Origin of the sequence: Sorangium aterium (assembly GCF_028368935.1) — a bacterium.
Lineage (GTDB): Bacteria > Myxococcota_A > Polyangia > Polyangiales > Polyangiaceae > Sorangium > Sorangium atrum.
In genome coordinates, this window is the sequence record NZ_JAQNDK010000001.1 from 970,621 (window position 1) to 992,770 (window position 22,150).

At 70.9% G+C, this 22,150-nt stretch carries 19 protein-coding genes; 11 read left to right on the top strand and 8 right to left on the bottom strand.

Annotated features, from left to right (window positions below; translation table 11 throughout):
- Positions 1-631 precede the first annotated feature (631 nt).
- From POL72_RS03395 to POL72_RS03420, 6 genes are all read left to right on the top strand, one after another.
- Entirely contained in the window at positions 632-1,822 is a 1,191-nt protein-coding gene (locus POL72_RS03395) for an STAS domain-containing protein (RefSeq protein WP_272093545.1), read from the top strand.
- A 166-nt stretch (positions 1,823-1,988) separates the two neighbouring features.
- A complete protein-coding gene (locus POL72_RS03400) occupies positions 1,989-3,317 on the top strand; it encodes a cytochrome P450 (RefSeq protein ID WP_272093546.1) in 1,329 nt (442 codons plus the stop codon).
- Between the two features lie 121 nt (positions 3,318-3,438).
- Positions 3,439-4,974, top strand: a complete 1,536-nt coding sequence (locus POL72_RS03405; RefSeq protein ID WP_272093547.1) for a prenyltransferase/squalene oxidase repeat-containing protein — start codon at positions 3,439-3,441, stop codon at positions 4,972-4,974.
- On the top strand, positions 4,962-6,140 hold the full coding sequence (locus POL72_RS03410) for a hypothetical protein (protein WP_272093548.1): 1,179 nt from the start codon (positions 4,962-4,964) through the stop codon (positions 6,138-6,140). The genes POL72_RS03405 and POL72_RS03410 overlap by 13 nt, the downstream gene beginning before the upstream one ends.
- Before the next feature lie 128 nt (positions 6,141-6,268).
- The gene (locus tag POL72_RS03415; RefSeq protein WP_272093549.1) at positions 6,269-6,436 is read left to right on the top strand and encodes a hypothetical protein; all 168 of its coding nucleotides are present in this window, start codon (positions 6,269-6,271) and stop codon (positions 6,434-6,436) included.
- Entirely contained in the window at positions 6,433-7,569 is a 1,137-nt protein-coding gene (locus tag POL72_RS03420; RefSeq protein ID WP_272093550.1) for a tetratricopeptide repeat protein, read from the top strand. The genes POL72_RS03415 and POL72_RS03420 overlap by 4 nt, the downstream gene beginning before the upstream one ends.
- An 81-nt stretch (positions 7,570-7,650) precedes the next feature.
- Here POL72_RS03420 and POL72_RS03425 read toward each other — a convergent pair whose 3' ends face one another.
- The 6 genes from POL72_RS03425 to cysK form a co-directional block, all read right to left on the bottom strand.
- Positions 7,651-8,187 (bottom strand): hypothetical protein, encoded by a 537-nt coding sequence (locus POL72_RS03425; RefSeq protein ID WP_272093551.1) that lies wholly within the window; start codon positions 8,185-8,187, stop codon positions 7,651-7,653.
- A 439-nt stretch (positions 8,188-8,626) separates the two neighbouring features.
- Complete coding sequence (locus POL72_RS03430; protein WP_272093552.1) at positions 8,627-9,331, bottom strand: HPP family protein; 705 nt, start codon at positions 9,329-9,331, stop codon at positions 8,627-8,629.
- 272 nt (positions 9,332-9,603) lie between these two features.
- Positions 9,604-10,320: an SDR family NAD(P)-dependent oxidoreductase gene (locus POL72_RS03435; RefSeq protein ID WP_272093553.1), complete on the bottom strand. Its 717-nt coding sequence runs from the start codon at positions 10,318-10,320 to the stop codon at positions 9,604-9,606.
- Between the two features lie 111 nt (positions 10,321-10,431).
- Positions 10,432-10,869, bottom strand: a complete 438-nt coding sequence (locus tag POL72_RS03440; RefSeq protein ID WP_272093554.1) for a hypothetical protein — start codon at positions 10,867-10,869, stop codon at positions 10,432-10,434.
- Between the two features lie 107 nt (positions 10,870-10,976).
- A complete protein-coding gene (gene epsC, locus POL72_RS03445) occupies positions 10,977-11,942 on the bottom strand; it encodes a serine O-acetyltransferase EpsC (protein ID WP_272093555.1) in 966 nt (321 codons plus the stop codon).
- Positions 11,939-12,928, bottom strand: coding sequence for a cysteine synthase A (cysK, locus tag POL72_RS03450; protein WP_272093556.1), 990 nt, complete (start codon positions 12,926-12,928; stop codon positions 11,939-11,941). Before cysK ends, epsC begins: the two co-directional genes overlap by 4 nt.
- Before the next feature lie 539 nt (positions 12,929-13,467).
- Between cysK and POL72_RS03455 the strand changes: the two genes are divergently transcribed.
- From POL72_RS03455 to POL72_RS03475, 5 genes are all read left to right on the top strand, one after another.
- A complete protein-coding gene (locus POL72_RS03455; protein WP_272093557.1) occupies positions 13,468-14,376 on the top strand; it encodes a family 2A encapsulin nanocompartment shell protein in 909 nt (302 codons plus the stop codon).
- Positions 14,363-16,618: a family 2A encapsulin nanocompartment cargo protein cysteine desulfurase gene (locus POL72_RS03460; RefSeq protein ID WP_272093558.1), complete on the top strand. Its 2,256-nt coding sequence runs from the start codon at positions 14,363-14,365 to the stop codon at positions 16,616-16,618. The genes POL72_RS03455 and POL72_RS03460 overlap by 14 nt, the downstream gene beginning before the upstream one ends.
- Positions 16,619-16,806: 188 nt before the next feature.
- Positions 16,807-17,121, top strand: a complete 315-nt coding sequence (locus POL72_RS03465; RefSeq protein WP_272093559.1) for a rhodanese-like domain-containing protein — start codon at positions 16,807-16,809, stop codon at positions 17,119-17,121.
- 126 nt (positions 17,122-17,247) lie between these two features.
- Positions 17,248-19,119: a DUF885 domain-containing protein gene (locus POL72_RS03470; protein ID WP_272093560.1), complete on the top strand. Its 1,872-nt coding sequence runs from the start codon at positions 17,248-17,250 to the stop codon at positions 19,117-19,119.
- A 110-nt stretch (positions 19,120-19,229) separates the two neighbouring features.
- Entirely contained in the window at positions 19,230-19,463 is a 234-nt protein-coding gene (locus POL72_RS03475) for a hypothetical protein (RefSeq protein ID WP_272093561.1), read from the top strand.
- A 122-nt stretch (positions 19,464-19,585) separates the two neighbouring features.
- On the opposite strand, the gene POL72_RS03480 is transcribed toward POL72_RS03475, so the two are convergent.
- Both POL72_RS03480 and POL72_RS03485 read right to left on the bottom strand, forming a co-directional pair.
- Positions 19,586-20,173 carry a hypothetical protein gene (locus POL72_RS03480; protein WP_272093562.1) on the bottom strand — a complete coding sequence of 196 codons (588 nt, stop codon included), beginning with the start codon at positions 20,171-20,173 and terminating at the stop codon, positions 19,586-19,588.
- Between the two features lie 124 nt (positions 20,174-20,297).
- The gene (locus tag POL72_RS03485) at positions 20,298-21,938 is read right to left on the bottom strand and encodes a c-type cytochrome (RefSeq protein ID WP_272093563.1); all 1,641 of its coding nucleotides are present in this window, start codon (positions 21,936-21,938) and stop codon (positions 20,298-20,300) included.
- Positions 21,939-22,150 lie beyond the last annotated feature (212 nt).

A 22,150-nucleotide genomic window follows, 5' to 3' on the forward strand; every position in this document is an offset into this window, starting at 1 on the left:
CGTGGAAGTCAAGTCCTTTCCCCTGGTGGTACGACAGCATAGGTGACCGCGTGGATCTCCGGGCGGTGTCCGCTCGATCACCGCGATGAGGCACCGCGATGAGGCACCGCGATGAGGCACCGCCATGAGGCACCGCCATGAGGCACCGTCACGCGACGGTCACCGGGCGGCGTCGCCGAGGGAGCGATGATCGCGAACCCCCGGGGAATATGCGTAGCTCCTCCGATGTCGCCGGCGCCCTCACGGCGCGGCGGCAGACATGAGGAGCTCGGTCTTCCCATCTCGTCTGACCCCGTGCATCGCGGCGCTTCCGGGCCGAACGGATTGAACAGCATCCTGGACGCCGACCCCGATCACACATCGGGAATGGCCTTAGCACGAGTTCCGGATCTACCCGGCCTCAGCCGGAGATGTGCGGCTTGTAATCTCGCAATGCAAGCTGGAACCCTCGCTCGGATCGAAGCGTTTTTGCACATCTCCGAGCGCTCGTCATCGCTCTCGCGGGTCCTGAGAGGGGTGAGTCTGCCGATGCCGATTCTTGGTCAATGACACGCGCGATCCACGGCCCCTACGAACGAGGTGAGCACGGGTAGGAGGCCTGAATCGGGCTTGGGGGAGGGCAACATTCGTCATGACACAGCATTATATGAGTTCACGCGACCCGTGGGAGGCGGCCTATCTCTACTCCCCCGAGGCGCTGTTCGTAGCGGACATCGACGGCACGCTGTCGCACTGGAGCGAGTCATTCGGCCACACGGTCGGGCACGCGGCCACGCCGGGGACGGCGTTCTTCCAGCTCTTCCACGACGACGATCGCGAGGCGGCCCGGGCGAAGTGGTCTGTGCTTCTGGAGACGCCCGGGGCCGTCGAGCTCTGCGGGCGGGTGATGACGGCCGGGAACGTGTATGCGTCCTTCTCCTGCGTGCTGCGCAGAGCGCCGCACGGCCAGGCGGTCTACGGCTCGCTGCACCCGACGTCCGGCGCCGTCGATCTCCCCGCCGCCGGGCCCGGGAAGGGAGAGGACGCGGACATGCTCCGCGCCCTCTCCGACAACCTCCCTGTCATCGTCTGGTCATGCGACGCGGCGGGGGTCATCACCCGTCACGACGGGAGGGGCCTGGCGGGGCTCGGCCTCAAGCGGGGGCAGCTCGTCGGGACGAACCTCTTCGACGTCTTTGCCAGCGCTCCCGAAGGCACGGAGAACGTGAGGAGGGCGCTCCGCGGGTGTCCCTCCCATTCGATGAGCCACGTCCCCGCCAACAATTCGTTCTGGGAAAACTGGATGGTGCCGATCCAGAGCCCGCTCGGAAACGTCGAGTCCGTGATCGGGCTCTCGCTCGACGTCTCGGAGGCGAAGAGAGCGGAAGAGGAGCTCCGACTACGGCTGTTGCAGATCCAGAAGCAGCAGGAGGTCATCGGCAAGCTCTCGACGCCCATCATCCAGGTCTGGGACGGGGTGGTCGCGCTGCCCATGGTCGGCGTCGTCGACAGCGCGAGGACCGCCGACGTCATGCAGAACCTGCTCGACGAGATCGTCCGCACCAGCGCGCGGTATGCCATCCTGGATCTCACGGGCGTCGAGATGGTGGACACGCAGGTCGCGAATCACCTGATCAAGCTCGTGAACGCCATCCGGCTCCTCGGCGCGGGCGGGATCATCTGCGGCATCAGGCCGTCGGTCGCGCAGACGATCGTCGAGCTGGGCCTCGATCTGGACAGCATGGTCACGCGATCGAACCTGCGGGCTGGAATCATGTTCTGCATCAACCAGATGCGCCAGCCCGCGACGACGCCGGCGGCGAACGGCTCTTCGGGCCGCTGACCCGCGGCGTCTCCCCTTCTGCTTCTGCTCGCGCGGCGCGGGCGTTCGGCATCGTCGATCCGGCAAGCACCCCCGGCGCCTCCGGCGGCGCGCGCGCGAGCTCGTGACGACGACGAGACAGGCTCCGCAGGCGCGGTCGCAGCGAGAAGCGAAAACGAGGTTCGTCATGCTCTCCCCGGGTCGAACCGACCAAGACAGCATCCCCACCGCGGCCGGAGAGCTGCCGGTGCTCGGTCACCTGCCCGTCCTTTACCGGGACGCCGTCGGCCTTCTGCGCCGCAGCAGGAGCGCGCTGGGTCCGCTCTTCTGGGTCAACCTCGGGTTCGCGCAACGTCGGCTCTTCTATGTGGGAGCCGACGCGCTCGATCTCCTGCGCGCGCCCGAGGTGGTCATGGACCATCCGGAGCACCTCAAGGGGATCGTGGGCCGCTCGATGGCTGGGCAGGACGGGCCGATGCACCGGCGCATGCGCTCGGCCATCAACCCCTCGTTCTCCCCGCAGGGGTTCGCCAAGGAGGCCTCCGCCACCATGGCCTCCGCGTTCGCTGCGAAGATCGATGGCTGGCTCCAGCAAGAGAGCTTCGCGGTCCATCCCGCCATGCGGGATCTGACCCTCGAGATCATCTTTCGAATCTGCGGGGTCCCGATAGAGGATGTGCCCGCCTGGAGCCGGGCCTATCGCGAGCTGTTCTTGGGTGTTTACCCGATCCCGGGTCGTCTGCCAGGCATGCCCGCGTACCGCTCGGATCGCGCGCGCGCCTGGATAGACGACCGCCTGCGGAGGCTCCTCGCGCTCGCTCGCCGGGGCGGCGCCGCGGGCTCTCTCGTCGAAATGCTCTCGAAGGCTCGCGACGACGAGGGCGAGCCCCTGTCGGACCAAGACATCGTCGACAACCTTCGCGCGATATTGCTCGCCGGGCACGAGACCAGCGCCTCCATCCTGGCCTGGATCGTCATCGTCCTGTCGCGCCGGAGCGAGGTGTGGAGCGCGCTCTGCGACGAGCACACGGCGGCGCCGGACGCGTCCGTGCCCATGTCCGCGAGAGAGGCGGACCGGTTCCCTGTCACCAACGCCATCTTCCGGGAGGTCCTGCGGATGTACACGCCGGTCTGGTTCATCTTCCGGACGGTCACCGAGACGATCACGCTGAACGGTAGGCGCATCCCTCGAAATACGCCGCTGGCCCTCAGCCCCGCGCAATTCGGTTATGATTCATCGCTGTTCCCGGACCCCGACCGCTTCGATCTGAGCCGCTGGAGCGATCGCTCTAGCCCACCGGGTCCGCTGGAGCTGGCCGCGTTCGGCGGGGGGCCGCACTTCTGTCTTGGATACAACGTCGCTTGCATCGAGGCGCTCCAGCTTCAGTTCCTCCTCGTCCGGGCGTTGCGCCGCGCCGGGCTCGTTCCACACTTGGAGGGCGCTTCGCCGAAGCACGTGTACTTCCCGACCGGGCATCCGGCGGCCGCGACACGGGTCGTCTTTCGCCCGAGCTGAACGGGCAGCGCTCGAGCGCCCCAGCGCATCGAGGCATCGACCACGATCTCCGGCGGGACGACTCTCTTCACCATCAACACGGTCGCCGGCGGCAGCCGGTCCTCACCGGGTGGATCAGCGCATGAACACCTCGCCGCATTCGAGTCCTTCCGATCGCGCTCTGGCCGGGCTTCGCGCGCTGGTGGCGGAGCTCGGGCGAGGCGGAGGCTCCGTCAGTCCCTCGGTGTACGACACCGCCACCGTGCTGATGTTCGATGTCTTTCCCGAAGCCAGGGAGAGCATCATCCGGTGGCTTCTCGAGCAGCAGCGGCCGGACGCGGGCTGGGGGCTCTCGTCGGTGCCCCGCGCGCGCGATCTCCCGACGCTGGCGTCGATCGTGGCCCTCCATCCCTACCGCGAGCTCATGCCGCAGGTACGCCGCGCCTGCGAGGGGGGCCTGGCGTTCCTGCGCGACCAGGCAGCTCATTGGGGCACGTCCTTGCCGGACGACATCCCTGTCGGGCTGGAGCTGCTCATGCCCAGGCTCCTCGACCGGGCCTCCTCGCTCGGCCTCGGTGTCGATTGGGACCCGTACAGGGCCCTCATCGCGCTCGGCGAGCGACGCCGGGCCTTGATCGGCAAGGCCCGGCCGGCGGCCGGCAGCGCGGCGTCGCACTCCTGGGAGGGCTGGGGGGGCGGCCCCTCGCCTGACCTCATCGACGTGAGCGGCGGCGTCGGGCACAGCCCCGCGGCCACAGCGGCCTGGCTCCACGCATCTCGGGACAAGGCCGGCCTCGATGGCGCACGAGCGGCGGCGCGCGAGTACCTGCTCCGAGCGAGCGGCGCTACCGAGGTCGGAATTCCCGGCATCGTCCCCACGGTGTGGCCCATTCACCGGTTCGAGCAGGCCTGGGTCCTGTACGCACTGCGGGTCCTCGATCTGCTCGACCATCCCCGGCTGGGCGACGTGGCGCGGCCGCAGCTGCTCGACCTCGGCGCCGCGCTTCGCCCCGAGGGCATCGGCATGAGCGACGCGTTCACTCAGGATGGCGACATCACATCGACGGTCATCGCCACCCTGGGAGAGCTCGTGGCGCCTCGCGCCATCGGGACGCTGCGGCGCTTCGAGCGAGGGGGGATGTTCATCACGTACGCGAACGAGCTGCAGCCCTCGCTCACGACGAATGCACACGCGATCCACGCCCTCGCGTCCTGCGGGGAGAAGGCGTCGACGCCAGCGCGGTACCTCCTCGAGCGCCAGCAGCCGGACGGGCGGTGGGTTGGCGACAAATGGCACAGCTCCTGGCTCTACACGACCAGCCAGGTCATCTTGGCCCTCTCGCACGAGGGGCACGTGCCCGCGGTGAAGCGCGGCCTGGAGGCGCTGCTGCGCGCCCAGGGTGGCGATGGCGGCTGGGGAGCCGGCAGCGCGCCCACCGCGGCAGAGACGGCGTACGCCGTGCTCGCGCTCCGCGCCGCACGAAGGAACCGCGAGCTCGAATCCATGGCGCGGAGCGCCTGGCGACGGGGGTGCGACTGGCTGATGTCGAACCATGACATCGGCGCCGGCCAGGAAGATCTCCGCTGGATCGGCAAGGAGCTGTATTGCCCGGCCCGGGTGGACCGCGCGTGGGTCCTCGGCGCGCTCCTCGTGTCGCAACCGCCATGGGAAAGCTAGACGATCTGATCGAAAAGACGTGGCAGAGCCATGTCTTCGGCGATTCCTACCCGACCGCCGTCGGCCCTCGCGCGCTCTCCGAGAGGATGCGGGCCGTTTACTCGTGTTTTGTCGAGAGGTTCCGCCCGATCGTCCAGGAAGCCTTACCCGACCTGGATCCGGAGCACGTCGAGCGCCTCGTGCGCCAGATCGGCCCCAAGGCGACCGCGTTCTGCGCCGCGATCGCGATCGAAATCGAGAATGTCGAGCGCCTCGCCGCGGTCTCCATCGTATTTGGACTCCTCTACCTTCTCGATGGCCTGATGGATGACGGGGACCTGGCGATCGTCGCCGCAACGCACCGGTTCATCGAGGTTCACGCGCCGCGCCTGCACATTGCTGCAGCGAACGACACGAAGCAGCTGGCGTCCGCCGTACTCCTGAGCGAGCTCGAGGCGGCCAGAGCGCCGCGCCCCGATCCTGCCCTCGTCGCTGCGCGCGCTCGACCCCTGGAGGAGGTGGCGCGCCTGCTGCGTCGCCTGAGCCCTGAGGACGCAGGCGCGCTCATCGAATCGCCTGTCGCCGGCTTTCTGAGCCATGGCTCCGCCATGCGGCAGCTCAGCCAGCGATACGTCGAGCGCGAAGAGGGCGCGTTCTGGGACGATCACGCCGACGATTTCGTCGCGCATGCGATCGGGAGCATTCAGACGGCCGGGACGGTCGCCGTCGTCTATAGCCTCTACCGGAGCGCGAGCCCCGAGCTCCCCACGATCGGACAGGTGCTGGCCGCCCCGGCGGTCAGGCGCGTGTGCGAGCGATTCGCCGACGCGGCTTCGCGCATCTTCGACGACGTGGGAGATCAGGACGTCGATCGACGCTCGGGCTCCCGGGGCCGGTTCGATCTCAACCTCTTCAACCATCCGAACAGAAGGCTCGTCGAGGCAACCATGCGGTTCGTCGGCGTCGATGACGAGGACATCATCGCGGCGACGCTGCGCGACCTCGCCGCCGACGACAGCGCCGGGGATGGCCGCGTCGTCGAGCGATTCGTCGACGTCGTGCGCGGCGGCGTGGCGAGCTTGCCGGCGGAGCGCTGGCGCGACGCGGGCGTGTTCCTGATGCTCCTCAAGAGGATCATCGAGTCGGGATACGTCAACACGCTGGGGGACGCCGCGCTCGCGGAGTGACGCCGGGGCGGCGGGCGCGCTGGGCGCCCAGGCGCTCTGCTCTTTGCCGGTGTGCTCGATTCGCCCGTCGCTCACGCGCTCGCCGCCCCCTGGCGCGCGCGCGCCGGATCGCCGATCCTCCCTGCCCCATGCCAGCCCCCACGATCGTCCTGCTGACCGGCGGCGCCGACAGCACAACGTTGCTCCACGTCGTGAACGCGCGGGCGGCCGTCGTCCCGGCGTTCGTCGCTGGCGGCGTGCCGGAGAGCCCCGGGTTCTACCTTCACGACGCCCAGGGGTCCGACGAGGGCTCGTGAGCGCCTCCCCCGCGTCCGCCCCTCGCGCGGCGCGGCCGGCCCGGGGACAGGCCGCCGCGGGCGCCCGCGCCCTCCGCGAGCGCGCCCTCTGTCATCTCTCCATGGGCATGCTCGGCGAGGCCCGCTCGGATGCGGGCGAGGCGCTCGCGCTCGTCGAGCGGGAGCTCGGGCCCGCCGACCCGGAGGCAGCGGGCGCGCTGCTCGTGCTCTGGCGGATCGCGGCGGCGTCCGGCGACCCTCCCGCCGCCGAGGCGCACGCGCGCCGCGCCGTCCTCGCGCTCGCGCGGGCGCGGCGGGGCGGCGAGATCAAGCGGCTCCGCGTCCACGCATGGCTCGCCCTGGCCGCGACCGCGCGGCTCCAGGGCCGCTACGCAGACGCGGCGGCGCGCGCCCGCCGCGCGCTCCGGCTGGCCGAGGCCGCCTTCGGCACTCGCGACGTCGAGGTCGCCGCCTGCCTCAACGAGCTGGCGATGAGCTGCAAGTACCGCGCGCGCTTCGCCGAGGGGGCGCGGCTCTACCGCCGGGCGATCCGCGTCCTCGAGCGGGCCCACGGACCGGATCACCCCGATCTCGCGCCGCTGCTCCACAACCTCGGCGGGCTCGAGCACGCTCGCGGCCGGGCGGCCCGCGGAGAGCCGTTCGCGCGCCGCTCGGTCGCGCTGCGGGAGGCGGCGCTCGGACCCGAGCACCCGCTCGTCGCCGAGGACGCGGCCGCGCTCGCGGCCATCCTCGACGCGCAGGGCAAGCGCAGCGAGGCGGCGGCGCTCTACCGGCGCGCGCTCGCCATCTTCGAGCGCGCGTACGGCCCCGCGCACCACGAGGTCGCCTTCACCACGAGCAACCTCGCCGCCCTGCTCTGCGCCGAGGGCGAGCTCGACGCCGCAGCGCGCCTGTTCCGCAAGGCGATCGGGACGATGGAGGGGCTCCTCGGCCCGACCCACCCCGACCTGGCGATGGCGCTCAACAACCTCGGTGTGCTGCGCCTCCGGCAGGGCAGGCGAGCGTCGGCGCGCCGGCTGCTGGAGCGGGCGCTCTCCATCTACATGGCGACGCTCGGCCCGGGCCACCCGACGACCGCGGCCTGCCGGGAGAACCTGGCGGAGGCGGGTCCTGCCGGCTCGATCGTGGCCTGAGGAGGCACCACGCCGCGCGGTCGCCGCGGCTCGAAGCGTGGCGCGTCGCTGGCTCTGGCCCGCGGCGCCGCGCGCCGTGGGTCACCGCGCGCGCCGGGTCGAGCGCGCGGCGCCGGTCGTCCGCGCCTGCCGCGTCGCCTTGCGCCCGGCCTTCGGCTTCGCGCCGCCGGCCCGGAGGAGCGTGCCGTTGTGGTTGACGCCGATGGGGACGACGGCGCTCAGATCGCTGGTGGCCGACGGTGAGGACGACCCGCCGCACGTGATGCCGAACGTCGCGGTATACGTCCCCGGCGACCCTGGCGCGGTGAAGGACACGCTGACGTTCCGCTGGCCTTTGAAGGAGGCCGGGCAGCTCGAGACGCCGAAGTGCTGGCTCGAGACGCTGCACTGGCAACCCGTCAGCGTCACCCCTTGGCTGTCCACGGTGACCGTACGCCAGGCCGTCGTCTGCGCCTGGACTTGCCCGAAGTCACGGAGCGCCGGGCTGGACGCCAGCGCCTGCTCTGCCTCGCCGAGGGTGTCTTCTCCTCCCTCGTTCTCGAGGCTCTCCACCACGCAGCCCGCGGTTCCCAGGCTTGCGAGCAGCAGTGTCCCGACCATCACACATGATTGTTTCATAAAACCTCCGTCGCTGGACTCCACACAGGACGAGCGGCGCCCCGAAGCGACGACCAAGGCGGCGATCGCCGCCAGGCCTGGCCTCAGGGCCTCTCGCGGAGCCGCCTCAGCAACCGGCACGCCAGCGCCCGGGAAACCACGGCCCCGCCGCTGCGGCAGCTCGATGTGGATCTCCGTGGCCCGAGCGGGCGGCGGATCCTGCCGAATCGGGCCCATTCGTCCGACGCAGTGGAGCGCGGAGCCCAACCGCATCTCCGATGGGCGACCGTGACATGTCACGCCGCGACCGTGACATGTCACGCCGCGATCGTGACATGTCACGCCGCGGCCGTGACACCGCGGACAGGCGCGGCGCGACGCGCGACGAGGTGCCCTGATGCCATGGAGCGACGACGCGAGTCGCCCGTCCTCGGCCGCCCGGCGACGGGAGGTCCTTGGGTCAAGGAGGCGGCGGCGGATCCTGCTCCGGGCGCGCCTGCCGCGGGGCCCACAGCGGGTAGTCGACGCCGGCGAGGCGATTGATGACGATGGCCTGGAGCGTGAGCAGGACGACCCCGCCGAGGAGCACGAGGAGCATCGGAGGCCGGGACAGGATGCCCAGCGAGACGATGAGGGTCGTCGCGCCCGCGGGAGGGTGTGGCGCGCGGGCGAGCACCATGAGGCCGGCCGTGAGCCCCAGCGAGAGCGCCGCGGCGATGGCGCGCGCGAGGGTCACGCCGGTCGCGGTCGCCGGACCTGCGTGCGTGAGCCCGGTGATGAGCAGGCTCATGTACGCGACCGCGATGCCGATGCTGTGCCCGAGGATGGTGGTGCGCGGCGCGGCCGACGCCGCCGTTGGAGTGTAAAAGAACAGGAAGGCCGTTGGCCCGAGCGACGGAAAGACGAAGGGCGACTTCGTCACCACGGCGAGGGCTGCCATCAGGCCGATGCTCACGAACCCGTTCACGCAGCTGAAGACCGCGAGCACCGGTATCTTCGAGTAACGCTGGAGGAGCCACGGGAGCCTGAGGCGCGTGAAGATGCCGCGCACGACGTCCGTCATCTCGCCGCCGAGCGGGTGCCGCGGCGAGATCGGACCGTAGCCGCGCCCGCTTCCCCACGGCTCCGCCGCCGCGGGGGTCGATTGCCTGTCTCTCTCTGCCATCCTTCGTTCCTTGCGAGCTGGCTGCGCCTGGGCGCGCCCGCTTCCGCGGGAGCTCGCTCGCCGGCGGGCGCAACGGCCAGCTCACCACGATTCTACCCCGGGCTCCGCCAGATGGATCGGGGATCTCGCCCGACGCGCTCGGGCCCGCCGGGCAGCGCGCCTGCGCGCGGAGCTCGCGACCGATGGCGCGGCCCGTCGGGCGATCGACACGACCCCTCCACGCTCGAGACGACCGTCCCACGCTGGTCGGTGACCGCGCCTCCCCGGGCAGGTCAGAACTTCTCCTCCGACGGGCGCACGTCGATCTCGAGGGTCCAGGCGCTCGGCGCCTGGGCGTGGAGCTGGAAGTAGGTCTCTGCCAGCGCCTCCGGCGATAGCAGGGTGGCGGCCGTCCTCCCGGGCATCATGGCGCGGACCCGCGGGGTGTCGATCAGCCCGTCGATGACGACGTGCGCCACGTGGATGCCGCGCGGGCCGAGCTCGCGCGCGAGCGACTGCGCGAGGGCGCGCAGGCCGGCTTTGCCGACGGCGAGGGCCGCGAAGCGGGCTCCGCCGCGGAGCGAGGCGGTGGCGCCCGTGAAGAGGATCGTCCCTCGGCCGCGCTGGAGCATGCCGGGCAGCGCCGCCTGCGCGCTCAGGAAGCCGCCGAGGCAGTTGATCTTCCAGTCGTCCTCGAGCTCTCGCGGCGTGAGCTCCAGCGCGCCGGCCACGCGGAACACGCTGGCGTTGTAGATCAGCACCTCGACCGGCCCGAGCGACTCCTCCACGCGCGCGAAGGCCGCCGCGACGGAGGCCGCGTCGGTGGCGTCCCCCGGGACGCTCAAGGCGCGCCCTCCGGCGCCCTCGATCTCCCGCTGCACCGCCTCACACGCGGCGGCCGTCCGGGCCATGAGGCCGACGGAGAACCCCTCGCGCGCGAAGCGCCTCGACACCGCGGCCCCGAGTCCTGGGCCGACGCCGACGACGACCGTTGCCTTGTTCGAGCTCATGAACGCACACCTCCCGCCGGCCCTCGCGCCGGCGAACCGCGGCAGCGTAGCCCGTCCTGGCCCGCGCGAACGACACGAGCCGACCGAGCCCGTCCCCGGCTCGTTCTGCGGTCAGCCCCCCGGAGAGCTGCGGGGCCCCGGCGCATCCCTCCACTGCCGCACGAAGAACGGCCACGCGTCGTGGAGGTACAGGCCGAAGGGGATCCACCAGACGAGATCGTTCGTCAAGCAGAGCACGGCGGACCGAGGCGGCCACTGCCCGGTGGCGAGCAGCGCCGCGAGGCCGATCGGCCCGAGCACCTTGCCGAGCAGACCGACGCCCGCAAGGAGGAAGCCGCGCTCGGGCGCGCGAGCGACCTCCGCGTAAAGGAGGGCGTACACCCCGACGACCATCCCCAGACAGGCGAAGATCGGCGGGTGATTGAGGGGTTCCATCCCCGCGAAGCGGAAGAGCCATTGCGGGTCAACGGCGGCGTAGAGCCCCCAGCAAGCGTTGTAGAGGGCAGCCAGCGCGAAGACGGCGCGGTGCAGGCGGCGGCGGGGGATCATCGCGGGGCGACCTCGGCGGACGCCCGGCGCTCATACACCGCGCGGGCGCCGGGGACGAGCCGGATCTCGCCCGCGCCGAGCGCGCCGGGACGACGCGCTCGGACCTCTCAGATGCCGCCGCCGTCCTCGAAGACGTCGCTCCGCACCTGGGCCTGGCTGATACGGCTGTTCGCCGGGACGCTGCGCGTGAGCCACACGTTGCCGCCGATGCTCGATCCTCGGCCGATGGTGATGCGCCCGAGGATCGTCGCGCCGGCATACACCACCACGTGGTCCTCGACGATGGGGTGGCGGTCGATCCCCTTGATGGGGTTCCCGCTCGCGTCGCGCGGGAAGCTCTTCGCGCCGAGGGTGACGCCCTGGTACAGGCGCACGCGCTCGCCGATACGGGACGTCTCCCCGATGACGACGCCCGTCCCGTGATCGATGAAGAAGCTCGCCCCGATCTCGGCGCCGGGGTGGATGTCGATGCCGGTGTCGGCGTGCGCGATCTCCGCGAGGATCCGCGGGATGAGCGGCACGCCGAGCGTGTAGAGCAGGTGCGCGATCCGGTGGTGCATGATCGCGGTGATGCCCGGATAGCAGAACACCGCCTCGTCGATGCTCGTCGCCGCCGGATCCCCCTCGAACGCCGCGCGCACGTCGGTCTCGAGCAGCTCCTGCACCGCGGGGAGGCCCGCGGCGAAGTCGCGCACGATCTCGGCCGCGCGGCCCTCGCGGCGCGCGGCCTCGCGGGCGTCGAGCTCCCTCGGGAAGCCAAGGCCCCTCCGGACCTGCTCGTGGAGCGCGAGCAGCGCCGCGTCGAGCGTGTGCCCGACGAAGTAGTCCGTCCCCTCCTCGGTGAGATCGGCGGGCCCGAAGTGCGCCGGGAAGAACACCGCGCGCAGATCGCGCGCGATGCCGACGAGCACCTCGCGCGACGGCAGCGCCTGCCGCCCGAGCTTCTGGCGCGCGCCGTCGATCCCCCGGCCGGCGGCGCGCAGCTCCGCGACCACCGAGCCGAGCGCCCAGGACGCGCCGGACACGGCGGGCGCGGCGGGCGCGCGGAAAACCCCGTGATCGGCCTCGCTCATGTCGCGAGCCCCTTCTCGTCGAAGAGCCCCTCGAAGAGGGCCGTGCTCAGGTAGCGCTCACCCGAGTCGGGGAGGATGACCACGATCGTCTTGCCCTCATTCTCCTTGCGCTTCGCGATCCGCGCCGCGACCGCCACCGCCGCGCCGGACGAGATCCCCGAGAGGATGCCCTCCTCGCGCGTCAGCCGCCGCGCGTAGGCGATCGCCTCCTCGTTGGTCACCTGCTCGATCTGATCGACGATCGACAGATCGAGCACGTCGGGCACGAAGCCCGCGCCGATCCCCTGGATCTTGTGCGGCCCCGGCTTGAGCGGCTCCCCGGCGCGCGTCTGCGTGAGCACCGGGCTGTGCGTGGGCTCGACCGCGACGGACGTGATCGCCTTGCCCTTCTGGTGCTTGATGAAGCGCGAAACGCCGGTGATCGTGCCCCCGGTCCCGACGCCGGACACGAGGATGTCGACCTTCCCGGCCGTGTCGTCCCAGATCTCCGGGCCCGTCGTCCGCTCGTGGATCGCGGCGTTCGCCGGGTTCTTGAACTGCTGCAGGAGCACGTACCGGCTCGGGTTCGACGCGACGATCTCCTCCGCCTTCGCGATGGCGCCGCTCATCCCCCGGGGCCCCTCGGTGAGCACCAGCTTCGCGCCATAACCCACGAGGAGCTTGCGGCGCTCGATGCTCATCGTCTCGGGCATGGTCAGCGTGAGCGGATAGCCGCGCGCCGCCGCGACGAAGGCCAGCGCGATGCCCGTGTTGCCGCTCGTCGGCTCGACGATCTCCTTGCCCGGACCGAGGAGCCCCCGCTTCTCGGCGTCCCACACGAGCGCCGCGCCGAGGCGGCACTTCACGGAATACGCCGGATTGCGCCCCTCGATCTTCGCGAGCACGAGCGCGCCCGCGCCCTCGACGACGCGACGGAGGCGCACGAGCGGCGTGCGGCCGATGGATTCTGCGTTGTCTTCGAACCAGCCGCGTGTGACGTTCGACATGGGCCCTCTGGGGTGCGACGGCATGCCTCCGCGTCCTCGAGGTCGGAGGACGTCGAGCGGGAAGCGAACGCCGCGCTTGATTACCAGCGGATGTTCATCTAACATAACGGACAAAAGCCGCCAAGCACTTTGTGCCCCGCCGCCGCGGTCTCCGCTCAGTGATCGTGGCGCGTCGTGACGCGCCGTGACGCGTCGATGGCACGGGACCGGCGCTCCATCACCTCACTCCTTATCTCTTCATGTCTGACGGTGTCGCAACGACGCCGTAACGTCGCCGCAACGCCCTTGCGCCTTGACTTCGAACGATGTCCGCCGGTGTCAGCCTCCACCACGGCACGCGCGGTTGCGCTCCACCATCGTGGAAGGAAAATCCGCTTTATAGGAGTCCGACATGGTGGAAATTACATCTGCTTTACAGGAGGAAAGCGTCCAGGGCGTCACCAGCGCCATTGCGGCAGCCTGGGAAGAAGTTGTAGTACTGGCTCAGCTTTGGCGAAGACACCCTCCCAACTCGTCAAAGTTCGAGGAAAAGCCCTGCCATGACGAACCACGAAAGCCATTTGCTTGGCGAGCGCGCCGCAAGGCAACACGCCAACACGAGCAAGACTCCGCCCCAGTGGGCCGGTGCCACCCCGCGTTGGCTCGTGCAGCTGCTCCCCTGGACGCCCGTCGAAGCAGGCGTGTACCGCCTCAACCGGGTCACCGATACCGATTTCGCGGTCGATTGCAGCCCGGAGGACGCCGCCGAGCTGCCCACGGCGCGCATCCACTATGAAGAGCAGCCGCGCGAGTTCGTGCTCAACACGGTGACCACGACGATCCAGGTGCACACCCGGATCTCCGACCTGTTCCGCAGCCCCATGGATCAGGTGAAGGAGCAGCTCACCGTCCTCGTCGAGAAGCTCAAGGAGAAGCAAGAGGACGAGCTGATCAACAACGGCAATTACGGCCTGCTCAACAGCGTGCATGAGAGCATGCGGGTCAAGCCGCGCGGCGCTGGCCCCACGCCGGACGATCTCGACGAGCTGATCGCGCGCGTGTGGAAGGAGCCCGCCTTTTTCCTGGCGCACCCGCGCGCCATCGCGGCGTTCGGTCGCGAATGCACGAAGCGCGGCGTTCCGCCGCCCACCGTGACCCTGTTTGGCTCGCCGTTCCTCACGTGGCGCGGCCTGCCGCTCATCCCCACCGACAAGCTGCACCTCGCGGGCAACAAGACCGATATCCTGCTGGTCCGCACCGGCGAGAAGAAGCGCGGTGTCGTGGGCCTGTTCCAGCCGGGGATCCAGGGCGAGGTGAGCCCGAGCCTGTCGATTCGCTTCATGGGCATCAACCAGCTCGGGGCTGCCTCGTACCTCGCGTCCCTCTACTGCTCGGCGGCGGTTCTGACCGAAGATGCGCTCGGCGTGCTCGAGGGCGTTCAGGTGGACAGCTACTATGAGTACAAGTGAGATCCAGACAGCGGATCTCCAGGGTGCTCTGCCGCAGGTGACTCGCGTCGTGGGGAGCTCTGGGATCGCGCCGTTGAACGTGCCGCTCTCGGCGCCGGGCGTCGCGCCCGCGTCGGCACCGGAGATCCCTGGCTTCGACCCCGCCTCCCTGGCCGCGGTGATCGCGCAGCTCGCCAACGAGATGCTCGGCGCGCCGTTCAAGCAGGGGGCGGCGGCGGCGCCAGCGGCTCCGCCGGCGCCGACGGCGGCGCCGCTGCCCGGCGCGGCGCCGTCGCAGTCACCCGTCCCGCACCTGGCGGCGGCTGGCGCGACGCCGTCACCTGTTCCGGGGCCGTCCGCGGCGGCGGCCCCCGTATATCCCGGGTCGGCCCCCGCCTATTCCAGCTCGGTCCCCGCCTACTCCGGCTCGGCCCCCGCCTACTCCGGCTCGGCGCTGCCGGCTGCCGGCTCGGTCCTCGCTGCTTCCGGCGCCGCGCCCGCCTCCCCCGGCGAGGTGTCGCTGCCCGGTGTCTCGCCGTCGCTGTCGCCCGCCCCGCCCGTGCAGGCGCCTGGCGCGACGCCGTCGGGCGTCTCTCCGTCGCTGTCGCCCGCCCCGCCCGTGCAGGCGTCTGGCGCGACGCCGTCGGCTGCCGCTGGACCCTCCGCGGCGGCGGCCCCGGTCTATCCCGGGTCAGCCCCCGCCGCTCCCGGCGCGGCGCCGCCCGCTCCCGGCTCGGTCCCCGCTTATTCCGGCGCGACGCCCGCCTTCCCCGGCGAGGTGTCGCTGCCGGACTCGGCGGTGCGCGCCGGGTTCGTCCGCGTCCCGCTCGTGGGCTCCGATCCGCTGAGCCTGGGAGCGGCCGACGAGGTGCTCCGCATCCCGGTGCTGGGCGATCTCGCGGGCCGCGACGCCGACGCCTACTTCGTGCCCGGCGCGCCCGCGCTGGGCATCGAGTCGCCCGTCGGCCCTCCCCAGGTCGAAGCCCACGAGATCCGCGCCGTGGATCCCGCGCTGGTCCGCGACCTCAGCCGCTCCGCCGGCATCCTGGACCCCCACGCGATCCGCCGCGACTTCCCCATCCTCGACGAGCGGGTCCACAACAAGCGGCTCGTCTGGCTCGACAACGCGGCGACGACCCAGAAGCCCCGGGCCGTCATCGATCGGCTCTCGTACTTCTACGAGCACGAGAACTCGAACATCCACCGCGCGGCGCACGCGCTCGCGGCCCGCGCGACGGACGCGTACGAGGCGGCGCGCGAGGCGACGCGCCGCTTCATCAACGCCCCGTCCACGCGCGAGATCGTGTTCGTGCGCGGCACCACCGAGGGGATCAACCTGATCGCCCAGAGCTGGGGCCGGAGGAACGTGGGCCCGGGCGACGAGATCGTCATCACGTGGCTCGAGCACCACGCCAACATCGTGCCGTGGCAGCAGCTCTGCTCCGAGAAGGGCGCCAGGCTCCGTGTCGCTCCCGTGGACGACAGGGGCCAGGTGATCCTCGAGGAGTACGAGAAGCTGCTCGGCCCGCGGACGCGCATCGTCTCGATCACGCAGGTGTCGAACGCGCTCGGCACCATCACGCCCGCGCGCGAGATGGTGGCGATGGCGCACCGGCACGGCGCGCGCGTGATCGTGGACGGCGCGCAAGCGGTGTCCCACATGCGCGCGGACGTGCAGCTCCTCGACTGCGACTTCTACGTGTTCTCGGGACACAAGGTGTTCGGTCCCACGGGCATCGGCGCTGTCTTCGGCAAGAGCGAGGTGCTCGACGCGATGCCGCCCTGGCAGGGAGGCGGCAACATGATCGCGGACGTCACCTTCGAGCGGACGATCTACCACCCGCCGCCCGCGCGCTTCGAGGCCGGCACCGGCAACATAGCGGACGCGGTCGGCCTCGGCGCCGCGCTCGACTACGTGACGCGGATCGGGATCGAGAACATCGGCCGCTACGAGCACGAGCTGCTCCACTACGCGACGCACGCCCTCGCGAGCGTCCCCGGGCTGCGGCTCATCGGCACCGCGGCCGACAAGGCGGGCGTGCTCTCCTTCGTCCTCGATGGGCAGCGCACCGAGGACGTGGGCGGGGCGCTCGACCGGGAGGGCATCGCGGTGCGCTCGGGCCACCACTGCGCCCAGCCCATCCTGCGCCGCTTCGGCCTGGAGAGCACCGTGCGCGCGTCGCTCGCCCCCTACAACACCTGCGAGGACATCGACGCGCTGGTTGACGCGTTGCATCGGATCCAGATCGGCAGGTCTCGCTGACGTGACGCCCGGCGGCTGTCCGCTGAGACGGACACCGCCGGGCTCCCTGCCGACCGATTTCGCCGCCCAACCCTCCGGTTGGATCTCCAAATTAGGCTGAACCCCCGGGATTTCGAAGGATTTCGTCTCGACGGCGAACTTGTGTCCCCCGGGTTGCCACTGTCGTACGCGTCCGTTATAATGGACGCATGATCCAGACGATATCGCCCAGGGACGCGGACGAGCTGATCAAGAGCGGGGAGGTTGACGTTGTGGATGTGCGTGAGCCACGCGAGTGGTCGGTCGGACACGTGCCGCACGCGCGGCTGGTGCCCCTCGATCAACTGAGAGCGGATCCGCAGCGGGCCCTGCCGCGCGATCGGGTGGTGTTCGTGTGCGCGAAGGGCGCCCGCAGCCTGACGGCGGCGAAGCTCGCCGAGCGGCTCGGGTTCAACCAGCTCTACAACCTGGATGGCGGGACGAGCGGTTGGGTCAAGGCGGGGCTTCCGCTCGAGCACAGCTGAGCTGCTCGATAGAGAACATCCAGGAGTCGCGCGAGGCGCTTGTGTGGTGCCGCCGATCGCGGCGCGCGCCTCGGTTTGCGCCGCGCTGCGGTTGGCGCGCGGCGCCGCCGTCACAAGGTGTGCGGCATGGACCTGCGCGCGCTCCGCACCTTCCTCCTCATTCCCCTGTTCGGCGCTGCATGCGCCCGCGGCGCCCCGCCTCCCGCGGCCGGGCCGGCTCCCCTGCCCTCGCCGGCGCCATCGGCGGCCGCGAGCACGGCGCCCGCCGCGCGCTCGACACCTGCAGCGGCCCGGCGGCTCCCGGCCTGGGTCGAGCGCAGCAACGAGCACGCGAAGGTCCTCCTCGACGTGCTCGTCCGGTTCTCGCCGGAGCGCGCCGGCTACCTCGGGGTCGAGCGCGCCGACCGGGAGATCTCGGATCTCTCGCCCGGGGTCGAGGCGCAGAAGCGCGCGGCCTACCGCGCGGCCATCGTGGAGCTCCAGAAACGACGAGAGACCGAGAAGGACCCGGCGGTCGCCGAGGATCTGCAGATCCTGCTGGACGCCGCGGACCGGGCCGTTCGCAGCTCGGAGCTCGAGGAGAAGCACAGCGTCACCTACGTGAACGTCACGGGGCTCGTGTTCGAGGGCATCTCGAACCTGCTGGACGACCGGGTGCCGCCGGCGCGGCGGGCCGCGGCCCGCACGCGCCTCCGGCGCTATGCCGGCATGGAGGCGGGCTACGTGCCGATCGCCGAGCAGGCCATGTCCAGGCTCCTCCAGGACCTCGAGAAGCCCGGATTGCTCGCCCCGCCCAGGATGGAGATCGAGCGGCACCTCGCCACGAACGCCCGCGTCCGCGAGGGCATCGGCGAGCTCTTCAGGAAATACGGCATCAGCGGCCATGACGAGCCGCTCGCGGCGCTGGATCGCCAGCTCGAGGCGTACGACGCGGCGCTGCGCGACGACGTGCTCCCCCGGGCGCGGACCGACTTCGCGCTGCCGCGGCCGCTCTATGCGTTCGCGCTCGAGTCGCACGGCGTCGATCTGCCGCCCGCCGAGCTCACGCCCCTGGCCCACGCCGCCTTCGAGGATCTGACGGCGCAGATGCAGGAGCTCTCGGTGTCGGTCGCCAGGGCGCGCAAGCTGCCAGGCTCGGACTACCGCGACGTGCTCCGCGCCCTGAAGAAAGAGCAGCTGGTGGGCGAGGCCATCTTGCCGCACTACGAGGCGCGGCTCGCCCAGATAGAGGACATCATCAGGAAAGAGCGCCTCGTCACGCTGCCCGAGCGGCCTGCGCGCATCCGGCTGGGCACCGCCGCCGAGAGCGCGGAGTCGCCAGCGCCCCACATGCGGCCGCCGCGGCTGATCGGCAACCAGGGGGAAGAGGGGGAGTTCGTGTTGCCGCTCAGCCTCCCGGGCCCCCCCGGCGCCGGGGACGAGCTGCAGAAGGTCGACGACTTCACCCATGCAGCGGCGTCGTGGACGCTCACCGCCCACGAGGCGCGCCCCGGACACGAGCTCCAGTTCGCGTCGCTCGTCGAGCGCGGCGTCTCGATCGCCCGGGCGGTCTTCGCGATGAACAGCGCCAACGTCGAGGGGTGGGGGGTGTACTCCGAGGCCCTCGTGTTCCCGTTCATGCCGCCCGACGGCCAGCTCGTCTCGCTGCAATACCGCCTGCTGCGGGCCGCGCGCGCCTTCCTGGACCCGGAGCTCCAGGCCGGCAAGATCACGCCTGCGGCCGCGCGCGCCTTCCTGGAGCAGGAAGTGGTGCTGTCGGCGCCGTTCGCTCAGTCCGAGGTGGAGCGCTACACGTTCCGCGCGCCGGGACAGGCGACGTCGTATTTCTACGGGTTTACCCGGCTGATGGAGCTCAGGGCAGAGGTCGAGTCCATGATGGGTCCTCGCTTCGATGCGCAGCGATTTCACGATTTCGTGCTCGCCCAGGGGATCCTGCCGCCGAAGCTGCTGCGCAAGGCCGTGTTCGAGCGATTCGTCGAGGCTCAGCCGGAGCGCTGAGCGAGGAGAGCGAGCGAAGGCGGCCTCGATCCAGCGCGGTGTCCCCTTGCGGCACGCCTCGCCGGCTCCACCTGTCGTGTCGGGCAACGGAGCGCCGGAGGATGTGACGCATGGGAACGAGCGAGGAGAAGGCGACGGAGCGACAGCCGGAAGCACCTGAAGGCCCCGAGACCGGACCCGAGGCGACGAGGGCGAAGATGCGCAAGGAGCGGAGCCCGCAGACGCCGCTCGATCGCGGCGGGGCGCTCTCGCAGCGCGAGGCGTGGGAGCCGGTGGACGAGGCGTCGGACGAGTCGTTCCCGGCGAGCGACCCGCCGGCCTGGACGCCGATCCACCCGGGCTGAGCCTGGATCCCGCTGTGCTGTAGCTCATTGCGGCTGAGCCAGCGCCCGCCCCTGAGCTGGCACGGGCGGAGCTCGGCCTGGCTCATCGCCAGATCACCGGGCCCATGGCCGGCTGCGGCCCGTCACGGCTCGGGAACGCCCTCTTCGAGCCACGTCCGCGCGCTCTCGGCGGTGAGCTTGAAGTCCGGGGGCACCCTCGACCGCCTCACGGTCTCTCCTGCCGCGTCTCGCCCCGTGAGGATGGCGTGCGGATCGTCCTCGTCGGGCACGATGTCGAGGTCCACCCGCATCCGGGCGCCGCCCTCGACCACCGTCGTCACGCTCCGGTGCAGCTGCGCCCGGCGTTGCTGGGCGTGCCGCGAAAGGACCTCGTTCGCCGTCTTCACCAGGGTGGCGAAGGCGCTCGCGTCGAGGGGCTTCGGGTTCTTCTTGTCACGCCCCATCGTCCACGGCCCCACAAGGGCAGGCTCGCTCTGGCCGTCGCACGTCATCTCGACCGCCCACCCGTCGTCGTCCTCGTTCTTGATGACCCGCGCCGTCCACCCGTTCCCCTTCCACAGCTTGGGGTCCTGATCTTCAGGGCGGATCGAGCGCGTCTGCCCGACCTCATCGTCCGTCGCGTCCGTCGCGTCGTGCGTCGTGTCCATGGGCGCCTCGGTGTACTCGCTGCGCGCCCGGCGCGTCCACCCCGCCGCGCACGCCTCGGGCATTTCCTGTCAGCACCTGGGCGCCCTGGACCTCCTCCGCGGCGACCATCGAGTCCCCTCCGGCAGGCCCAGAGGCGGCGCTCCCCCCGCGCCGCCGTCGCTCGACGCGCCTCGCCAGGCGCGCCCGTCACAGCGTCTTCAGGTACTCGACCAGATCCCAGCGCTCCTGCTCGGTCAGCGCGGGCCCGATGACGCCGTTTCCGCGCGGCCCGTCGCGGTATTCGTGCCCGGCGTTCGAGTTGCCGGGGATCTCCGTCACGAGCTCGAACCCTCCCCGAAAGGGCTTCACCTGGAGGCCGACGTGCTTCGGGTCGAACTCCGTGCTGCCGAGATAAAACCTCTTCGAACGCTGGTCCGCCGGCAGGAGCAGCTCGTACAGGCTCGGGACGGAGCCATTGTGCAGGTACGGCGCCGTCGCCCAGATCCCGTTGAGCTCGCGCGCCTTGTACGCGCGCGGCGCGCGCCACCGGTTCGGGCGATACCCGTCCCACGCGAGCCGCTGCTCCGCCGACAGGCCGTACTCGTCGTACTTCAACTCGCGGATCGCCGACGTTCCGAGCTCCAGCGCCTGCGCCATCCCCATCTTCCCGAACCCGAGCGCCCCGAGATCCGCCGTGCGCTCGTTGAAATTCACGGCGTGGGTCGGATCGGTGCCGATCAGATCGAGCGGGGACATCGTCGCTACCCGGAAGCGCTTGCCGTGCTCGTCCGGGGGAGTCAGCCCCGGGTCGTGGCAGCTCGCGCAGTGCGCGCGGTAAAGACGCTCGCCGCGCGCCGCCCGCTCGCGGTCGATGCTGCCGAGCAGGTGCTCCGGCCAGCGCGGCGAGCGGAGCTTCTCGACCTGCTGCTCGATCAGGTGCAGGTTGTCCACCCGGATGCTCGACTGGAGGTGCATCCCCGCCCCTTGTGGCGCGGGGTCGAGCCGCGTGTGCGTGCCCACCCCCAGGGCCTCCCCGATGTTGCGCCCCATCGGCTGCGAGATGGAGCCGTTCCACTGGACCCAGTCGTAGCTCGGCGCATCCCAGAGGTGGGGATAGTCGACGGGCGCGTCGACCGCGCGGAGGTTCTCCGGATTGAGCAGACCGAACAGCAGGTTGCCGGCGCGCCCGAGCGCGTCCAGCCTGCCAAACCCTGCAACGGCGGCATGGGGCCCCGCCGCGCCCCCGGTGAACGCTTGCAGCCGGGCCACCTCCAGCATCTTCTCCATCTGTGCTCGCAAGGCGCGCGTGGAGTCCTCACCGTAACGGTCCTTGAGGACCGCCCTGGCGAAGCGATCCAGCTTCTCCGGCGTCTTCAGCGTACGGTCGAGCGCGCCGAAGAGCGCGTCGGTGAAGGCGACAACGTCGATCGCCGCAGGGCCGCCGTCGATCCGGATCCTCGCGCCACGATAGGAGATCTGGCGGGTGTGGCAGGTCCCGCACGTGAACCCGACGTACACCTCGCCCGTCGCGGGATCGACGTCCCTGGCGAACCCCACCGGGAGGCGCTCCGGGTTGTTCTTCGCGTCCCGATCTTCGATGAAACGATAGCGCGCCACATAGTCGCTCGCGGCGAACCGCTCGGCGCCGTCTTCCCGCTCGAGCGCAAGGAACCACCCGAGCGGGACTAACCTGGCGCCCTGGGAGGCACGGTAGAAGATCCGGCGCTCCGCTTCGCCCCATCCCTGGTCGAGGTACACGACATCGCCCGCGCCCCGGCCGCCCTTCGCGTGCGCGCAGCCGACCGCCGCGACCGCCGCGAGCGCGATCGCCCCCATCTGGATCCACATGACCGTCCCCCCTTCGACAAGCCCCGGCGGCGACGCCCGCGGTCGCCAACACCGCATATCAGAATATGTCGATAGCTCGTTTTCCCTGCTCGGCTCTGTCGAGCACGATGCGGATCCATCCGCGCGCCGCCGCGGTCCATCCATCCAGAACAGCGCGCAGCGGCGCGACGCCGTCGCAGGGAGCCTACGACCGTACAAAGCCGAGTCAAGCC

What these genes read in the sequence shown, in the direction of transcription:
- POL72_RS03395 (WP_272093545.1), top strand. Translation starts at nt 632, where the DNA reads ATGACACAGCATTATATGAGTTCACGCGACCCGTGGGAGGCGGCCTAT.
- POL72_RS03400 (WP_272093546.1), top strand. Translation starts at nt 1,989, where the DNA reads ATGCTCTCCCCGGGTCGAACCGACCAAGACAGCATCCCCACCGCGGCC.
- POL72_RS03405 (WP_272093547.1), top strand. Translation starts at nt 3,439, where the DNA reads ATGAACACCTCGCCGCATTCGAGTCCTTCCGATCGCGCTCTGGCCGGG.
- POL72_RS03410 (WP_272093548.1), top strand. Translation starts at nt 4,962, where the DNA reads ATGGGAAAGCTAGACGATCTGATCGAAAAGACGTGGCAGAGCCATGTC.
- POL72_RS03415 (WP_272093549.1), top strand. Translation starts at nt 6,269, where the DNA reads ATGCCAGCCCCCACGATCGTCCTGCTGACCGGCGGCGCCGACAGCACA.
- POL72_RS03425 (WP_272093551.1), bottom strand. Translation starts at nt 8,187, where the DNA reads ATGAAACAATCATGTGTGATGGTCGGGACACTGCTGCTCGCAAGCCTG.
- POL72_RS03430 (WP_272093552.1), bottom strand. Translation starts at nt 9,331, where the DNA reads ATGGCAGAGAGAGACAGGCAATCGACCCCCGCGGCGGCGGAGCCGTGG.
- POL72_RS03435 (WP_272093553.1), bottom strand. Translation starts at nt 10,320, where the DNA reads ATGAGCTCGAACAAGGCAACGGTCGTCGTCGGCGTCGGCCCAGGACTC.
- POL72_RS03440 (WP_272093554.1), bottom strand. Translation starts at nt 10,869, where the DNA reads ATGATCCCCCGCCGCCGCCTGCACCGCGCCGTCTTCGCGCTGGCTGCC.
- epsC (WP_272093555.1), bottom strand. Translation starts at nt 11,942, where the DNA reads ATGAGCGAGGCCGATCACGGGGTTTTCCGCGCGCCCGCCGCGCCCGCC.
- cysK (WP_272093556.1), bottom strand. Translation starts at nt 12,928, where the DNA reads ATGTCGAACGTCACACGCGGCTGGTTCGAAGACAACGCAGAATCCATC.
- POL72_RS03455 (WP_272093557.1), top strand. Translation starts at nt 13,468, where the DNA reads ATGACGAACCACGAAAGCCATTTGCTTGGCGAGCGCGCCGCAAGGCAA.
- POL72_RS03460 (WP_272093558.1), top strand. Translation starts at nt 14,363, where the DNA reads ATGAGTACAAGTGAGATCCAGACAGCGGATCTCCAGGGTGCTCTGCCG.
- POL72_RS03465 (WP_272093559.1), top strand. Translation starts at nt 16,807, where the DNA reads ATGATCCAGACGATATCGCCCAGGGACGCGGACGAGCTGATCAAGAGC.
- POL72_RS03470 (WP_272093560.1), top strand. Translation starts at nt 17,248, where the DNA reads ATGGACCTGCGCGCGCTCCGCACCTTCCTCCTCATTCCCCTGTTCGGC.
- POL72_RS03475 (WP_272093561.1), top strand. Translation starts at nt 19,230, where the DNA reads ATGGGAACGAGCGAGGAGAAGGCGACGGAGCGACAGCCGGAAGCACCT.
- POL72_RS03480 (WP_272093562.1), bottom strand. Translation starts at nt 20,173, where the DNA reads ATGCCCGAGGCGTGCGCGGCGGGGTGGACGCGCCGGGCGCGCAGCGAG.
- POL72_RS03485 (WP_272093563.1), bottom strand. Translation starts at nt 21,938, where the DNA reads ATGTGGATCCAGATGGGGGCGATCGCGCTCGCGGCGGTCGCGGCGGTC.